Source organism: Bradyrhizobium sp. Leo170 (assembly GCF_004296405.1).
Classification (GTDB): domain Bacteria; phylum Pseudomonadota; class Alphaproteobacteria; order Rhizobiales; family Xanthobacteraceae; genus Bradyrhizobium.
On sequence record NZ_PSRR01000410.1, the window covers coordinates 1 to 6864 of the forward strand.

Consider the following 6864-nt stretch of genomic DNA (forward strand, 5'->3'; position numbering starts at 1 on the left):
AGCGCGAAGCGCCGGATGAGGGGTCGTCGCCGCGGGCACGGTGCGCGTGGAGAGAGACCCCTCACCCAAGCGCGTTCGTGCCGACGCCGGAGTAGCCCTCTCCCACAAGGGGCGAGGGCGCGTCAAGCAGCACCTCGCAGGTTTATCGGTCGACGTTGAGTACTTCACCGGTGCGGGCGTCGACATCAACTTCCATGTATCGGCCTTCGATATCCCGCCCCTCGATTTGCCATTCATAGCCGGCAAATTCAGTGTGAGACACCGCTGCGAGACCGAGATCGGTCGCGATCGCCAGTGCTCTCTGCATCGATATGAGATCGCCAGAATCATAAGCCTTGGCCTGTGTCGCAATCCCAAGGGTCATAACCGCAACCATCGGGAGGATGAATTTTCGCATGGGCCACTCCTGGTGAAGGTTCGTTACGGCAGGCACCAACAGCCCTCGAGGCGTATTGGTTCCCATTTCACAGCGAAACTGGGTGATCAGCAGCGGTTGCGACCGCTTGTTGGCTGCCAATTGGCGACAATGGGACGGTTTCCTCGCGGCGCGGGTTGCTTCGATCACGGATTCGTTTGCTTTAAGGACAAAGCTTGTCGATTTGCCAAATCCGCCCGACCGCGCCAAATTGTTGCCGGAAGAAAGGCGTGCCATGCGTATTGCTGGTTGGGTTTTGCTGCTCGCAGGATTCGTCCTGTGCCTCACGGTGGCCTGGGCCGCTCTCGGCTTTCTGTTGATGGGCATTGGCCTCGTGTCGCTGCAGGTCGCCGAGCGGAAGCGGCGAAAGGCGGAGAAGGCGGCGGCCGTCGCCGCCCTCGATGCGCGTCCAGAGCCGGCTGCAGCACTTGTCGAGGCGCCTCCGGCCCACGCGGAAAATGTTCCGATCACTGCGGAACCTCCCCCCTTGCCGGCACCGCAAACGACCTCGAGCGCCGACGCCTCCGCTTACGACAAGGAAGTATGGCGCCGCCTGGTCGAGAGCGATCCCGATCTGGCGCGACTGGCCGCGGTGCTGTCCGACTACGGCCAGCACCATGTCGATGAATTCGCCAATAGCTATCTCGCCCAGCCCGACAAGGGCCGCCTCGGCGCGATCGTCAGCGAGATCATCGCGAAAGCCGCACGAAAGGAATCCGCGCCGGCGGCACAGCCCGAAGTGCATGAGCCATCGGTCGATGCAAATCAGGAGCCGAAGTCACCGCCCGCGCGGATCGAGCCGGGCCGCAGCCTACCGAAAATCCACGCGCCGAAGGTGGCGGTCGTGCCGCCCGCGGCGAACGATGTCCGCAGCACCAGGGCAGCCGCCATCGCCCCGCGCATCCTGAGCGCCCCCGAGATTCGTATCCCAAATCCGGAACATGGAAACGACAGGATCACATCGGCAGACGATGACCTCAGCGAGCTGATCAGGACGTTCGCAAACGATGCGAGCTCCCCTCCGAAGATGAGCCGGTAATCGCAGTCGCCCACCTCCCCTTGAAAAGGGGAGGTCGGTTTGCGCGTGCACGCGCAAACCGGGTGGGGATCCGTTCTCTCCACGAACGCCAGCGCCCGGGGCTGACCCCCACCCTGCCCTTTCAGGAGGAGGGTGATTAGGGCGAGGCCCTAAACGCCCGCGACTGATGACCAGATCCCGGCGAGCTTGCGCTTGAACTGCTGCAGCCGGGTCGGCGGCACGGCCGGCTCCTCGTCCTCCGGCAGGCGCAGGCCGACGACATTGACCCTGCCGCCGCCGAGGCTGCGCGCGACCAAGACAATGCTGTCCAGCGCGAGCTCCGCGCCTTCCTTCGGCGCGCGGTCGAGATGGATGTCGAAATAATCCGACAGCGTCAGCTTGTTCTGGTCCTCATCGACGGTCACGCCGTAGATCTCGGCAAGCTCGCCGAGCGTATGTTCGCCGGAGACCACGAAGTCGCCGAGCAGATGCGGGTCCGGCGCGGTGCCCGGGGGCATGTCGACGAAGAAGCGGTCAAGCGCTTCCGCCCGCTCCGGCGGCGCCAGCAGATAGAGGTAGTCGCCGGGTGCGATCGGGTCGGCCTCGGCGGGGGAGAGGATGTTCTCGTCGCGGATCACCAGCGTCGGCTTCGACCAGGACGGCAGCAATCCACGGCGGAAAAACAGGCTTTTCGCACCGACGGGATAGCCGACCAGTTGCTGCTCGAGCTGGCCGGGCAGGTCCAATTCGACGCGCCGCGGGCCACGGTCGACACGCGGCAGCGCCACGTGCAGCCGACGCGCCGCCGGCGCCAGGGTCCAGCCCTGCAGCAAAAGCGAGATGATGACGACGACAAAGGCGACATCGAAATAGAGATAGGCCTTCGACAGGCCCACCAGCATCGGGATCGAGGCGAGGAAGATCGCAACCGCGCCGCGCAGCCCGGTCCAGGCGATGAACAGCTTCTCCCGCCAGTTGAAGCGGAACGGCGCCATGCAGGCGAATACCGCAAGCGGCCGCGCCAGCAGCATCAGCGCCAGCGCCACCACGACTGAAGCACCCAGGCTGCTGAGCACGCGATGCGGCGATACCAGAAGCCCAAGCAGCACGAACATCACGATCTGCGCGAGCCAGGTGGCGGCGTCGAGGAACGCGACCACCGAGCTGTGCGCGCGCGTCGGCCGGTTGCCGATGATGATGCCTGCGAGATAGACGGCGAGGAAGCCGGAGGCATGGGCGATCTGCGCCGCGCCGAAGATCACCAGCGCCGCCGTGGTCACGAACGGCGCGTGCAGGCCCTGCGGCAGAGCGACGCGGTTCATGGCGATCACGACCAGCCGGCCGCCGATCACGCCCACGATCGCCCCAAGCACGGCCTCGCGGACGAATTCCAGGATGACGTGCGACGCCGAGCTTTCCCCAAGCGAGATGAACTCCACCAGCATCAGCGTCAGGAAGATCGCGAACGGATCGTTGGTGCCGCTTTCGGCCTCCAGCGTGGCGCCGACACGCGGGCGCAGGCGCAACCCCTGGGTGTGGACCAGCAGGAATACTGCCGCGGCGTCGGTCGAGGCCACCACGGCCCCGACCAGCAACGCCTCGGTCCAGGAGAGGTCGAGCATATATTTGGCCACCGGCGCCGTGATCAGCGCGGTCAACAGCACGCCGGCGGTCGCGAGCACCATCGAGGGCGCCAGCACGGCACGGATGCTCTGGAAGCGCGTGCGTAGTCCGCCATCGAACAGGATCAGCGCCAGCGCCACCGAGCCCACCAGATAGGTGGTGCGGACGTCGTCGAACTGCAGATGGCCGGGACCGGCATCGCCCGCGAGCATGCCGATCAGGAGGAAGACCAGCAGCAGGGGGGCGCCAAAGCGCAGCGCCAAAAGGCTCGACAGGATGCCGGCCATCACGAGAACTGCGCCAAGCAGGATGGCTATGCTGACCTGATCGAGAGAAGCCATACGCCGTAAGGAAGGAGAAGGGTTGCAATGCATCCTTACCGTCGCCACAGTTCGACGCCAACCCATTTTCTGAACATGGCGTCAGACTTCTGGTTTTACACCCAACCTCACTTCGCCCTCCCGTTGTGGCGATGGTCCGTGCGTCGCGTTTGTGGGATCGTGCCGACCGTTCGAATCAAATTCGCTTGAATCTGCACTTCATGAGATTTCGCCGATGGAAATGGAGCTGAAGGACGTCATCGAGGCCCTGCAGATGGCCGCACGGTCGGTCGGCGCGGAGGTCACCTCGCCCTGGTTCTATCTGCAGTTCGGCATCATCTTGGCCGCCGCCGGCATTGCCTATGCGGCCGACGCCGCGATCCGCGTACGGGTCAACACGGATTCGCTGGGATCGCACCTGCCGCTGCCGCTCAGGCATTTCCTGCGCGTGCTGGTCGGCAGCGCCTCGACCGCGGTGTTCGCGCTCCTGATGATCGCGACGCGCATCATCATGGCACATTCGACCTGGCCGAGCCGCAGCTATCTGATCGTGGTCTCGGCCAAGCTGGCGCTGGCCTGGCTGGTGATCTGCCTGGTGACATCGGTGATCCGCAACGCCCTCATCGTCCGTCTGGTGTCGCTGGGGGCCTGGATCGTCGCGGCGCTCAGCATCATCGGCCAGCTCGATGCGACGGCGGAGGCGCTGGATTCGGTCGCAATCGAGATCGGCGGCCTGCGGCTCACGCCGCTGCTCCTGATCAAGGCCGGCGCGCTGGTGATCCTGGCGCTGTGGCTGACCAACATCGCGAGCAATTTCGTCGAGAGCCGCATCAACCGCGCCACCGACCTGACGCCGTCGATCCAGGTGCTGCTGATCAAGATCATCCGCATCGGGCTGATGGTGGTTGCAATCGCCATCGCGCTAAGCGCGGTCGGCATCAACCTGTCGGCGCTCGCGGTGTTCTCCGGCGCGGTCGGTGTCGGTATCGGTATCGGCCTGCAGAAGATCGTCGCCAACTTCATCTCGGGCATCATCCTGCTCGCCGACAAATCGGTGAAGCCCGGCGACCTCGTCACCATCGGCGACAGTTCGGGGCGCATCAGCGCGATGAAAACGCGCTACATCTCGGTTGCCGCCGGCGACGGCCGCGAATTCCTGATCCCGAACGAGGACCTGGTGACGCAGAAGGTCGTCAACTGGACCTATACCGACAAGAACACGCTGGTCAAAATCCCGTTCGGCACCAATTACGACGCCGATCCGCGGCTGGTGTGCAAGCTTGCCATCGAGATCGCCGCCGCGGCGGCGCGGGCATTGAAGGGCAAGCCGCCGAACTGCATCCTGACCGAATTCGCCGAGGCCGGGATGAAATTCTCGCTGACCTTCTGGATTGGCGACCCTGATGGCCTCGACAACGTCAAAAGCGACGTGATGCTGGCGCTGTGGGACGCCTTCAGGCGCGAGGGCATCCGCGTGCCCTATCCGGTGCGGGAACTTCGGGTCCGCGGCGCCCTGCCGGTCGAGACCGTGATCGAGACTTCCAGCTAAATCCATGGCAGGAAAGGCCATTTCGGCCCCAACCTTGGCTTGCGCTGGCCGCCTCGATCATTAAATTAGGTGAATTACCGCCAGTCCGACAGACCCCGCCAAATGACCCGACCATGAGCTATATCGAAGCAACCGACACCTCCCTACGCAAGACCGGCCAGATCAAGCTGCACGGACAAAGCGGCTTCGTCGGCATGCGCAAAGCAGGTGCGCTGGTGTCGAAATGCCTCGACGAGCTCACCGACATCGTCAAGCCGGGAATCCCGACCTCGCAGATCGACCAGTTCGTGCGCGAGTTCGCCTTCAGCCATGGCGCCTATCCGGCGACGCTGATGTATCGCGGCTATCGCTATTCGACCTGCACCTCGCTGAACCATGTGGTCTGCCACGGCATGCCCGGCGACCGCCCGCTGAAGGAAGGCGACATCGTCAATATCGACGTCACCTTCATCGTCGACGGCTGGTATGGCGATTCCAGCCGCATGTATGCGGTCGGGCCGATCGCGCGCAAAGCCGAGCGGCTGATCGAGGTGACCTATGAGGCGATGATGCGGGGCATCGCCGCGGTGAAGCCGGGCGCCACCACCGGCGACATCGGCCATGCGATCCAGAGCTATGTCGAGCCGCAGGGCATGAGCGTGGTGCGCGATTTCTGCGGCCACGGCCTCGGGCGTATGTTCCACGACGAGCCGAACATCATCCATGTCGGCCGGCCCGGCGAAGGCGTGGCGCTGAAGCCCGGCATGTTCTTCACCATCGAGCCGATGATCAATCTCGGCAAGCCGCATGTGAAGATCCTGTCCGACGGCTGGACCGCGGTGACGCGCGACCGCTCGCTGTCGGCGCAATTCGAGCATTCGGTCGGCGTGACCGCCGATGGGGTGGAAATATTCACGCTGTCGCAGCGGAGCGGCGAGAAGCCGTGGACGGTGTAGCCGCGGAGACCCGTCCGCGAGTCCAAAATCACTTTCGATCACCATCGGTTTGACGGGAATGGGCGAAAGCTGTTGCGACGCACACGTCGCTGCCGATGCAGCCCGGCGGGAGAAGTGCGCCGGCCGTGAAACGTGTCGAACGCATCCCCTTTAAGAAGTAAGTGCATTCAAGTTTATTACAATCTATCATTGCATCTATCACAATCCATTTGCAACAGGGGGTTGGCGATGGCGACTGCAAGACCCGGCTTTCGAGCGCGACAGATTGTGGCTTGTCTTGCCGTAGTCGCGGCTTTCGTCGCTGGCCCACGCGCCAATGCGCAGGACACCCTGTTCGTGAGTCAAAGGGTCACAACGCCGGGCGAATACACTGCCGGGATTGAGGGGCCCGCGGTGGATGCATCGGGCAATCTCTATGCCGTCAACTTTCGACAGAGTGGCAATATCGGCAAAGTCGCGCCAGGCGCATCTCAATCGCAACTCTTCACGTCGCTTCCTACCGGCAGCATCGGCAATGGCATCCGCTTTGACCGCGACGGGCGGATGTACATCGCCGATTTCAAGAAGCACAATGTCTTCGTGATCGAGCGCGGCGACTCGACGCCGCGTGTCTACTTTCATTCCGATCTTTTCAATCAGCCGAACGATCTGGCGATAGCGGCAGATGGCACGCTCTACGCCAGCGACCCGCGATTTTCATCAGGCTCGGGTCAGATTTGGCGAATCACCCGCGACGCCGACGGCAAGGGCCGCGGCGAAGTGATGTCCAGCACGCGACCGCGCATGGGCGTGACCAACGGGATCGATCTGAGCCCGGATGGCACGACGCTCTACGTCAGCGAGTCGGATTCCCGGCAAGTATGGGCCTATCGGCTCGAAGGCAGCAGACTGCTCGATCCACGACAGGTCAGGCGGTTCGCCGATTTCGAAGTCGATGGCCTGCGCACCGACACCAGTGGCAGGATTTTTCTCGCGCGGCCTTCGGCAGGCAATATTGCCATCTC

General features: G+C 63.7%; 6 protein-coding genes. 4 read left to right on the top strand and 2 right to left on the bottom strand.

Annotated features, from left to right (window positions below; all coding sequences use genetic code 11):
• Positions 1-142: 142 nt before the first annotated feature.
• Positions 143-397 (bottom strand): PepSY domain-containing protein, encoded by a 255-nt coding sequence (locus tag CWO89_RS38710; RefSeq protein WP_130583599.1) that lies wholly within the window; start codon positions 395-397, stop codon positions 143-145.
• Between the two features lie 253 nt (positions 398-650).
• On the opposite strand from CWO89_RS38710, the gene CWO89_RS38715 reads away from it, so the two are divergent.
• The gene (locus CWO89_RS38715; protein WP_130583595.1) at positions 651-1454 is read left to right on the top strand and encodes a hypothetical protein; all 804 of its coding nucleotides are present in this window, start codon (positions 651-653) and stop codon (positions 1452-1454) included.
• A gap of 149 nt (positions 1455-1603) precedes the next feature.
• Here the strand turns inward: CWO89_RS38715 and CWO89_RS38720 are convergent, their stop codons facing one another.
• Entirely contained in the window at positions 1604-3397 is a 1794-nt protein-coding gene (locus tag CWO89_RS38720; protein ID WP_130583596.1) for a potassium/proton antiporter, read from the bottom strand.
• Between the two features lie 214 nt (positions 3398-3611).
• Here CWO89_RS38720 and CWO89_RS38725 point away from each other — a divergent pair, with 214 nt between their 5' ends.
• The 3 genes from CWO89_RS38725 to CWO89_RS38735 form a co-directional block, all read left to right on the top strand.
• Entirely contained in the window at positions 3612-4925 is a 1314-nt protein-coding gene (locus CWO89_RS38725; protein ID WP_165421505.1) for a mechanosensitive ion channel family protein, read from the top strand.
• 113 nt (positions 4926-5038) lie between these two features.
• Complete coding sequence (gene map, locus CWO89_RS38730) at positions 5039-5860, top strand: type I methionyl aminopeptidase (RefSeq protein ID WP_130583597.1); 822 nt, start codon at positions 5039-5041, stop codon at positions 5858-5860.
• 132 nt (positions 5861-5992) lie between these two features.
• Positions 5993-6864, top strand: an 872-nt coding sequence (locus tag CWO89_RS38735; protein ID WP_130583598.1) for an SMP-30/gluconolactonase/LRE family protein, incomplete at its 3' end; no start/stop codon positions are given.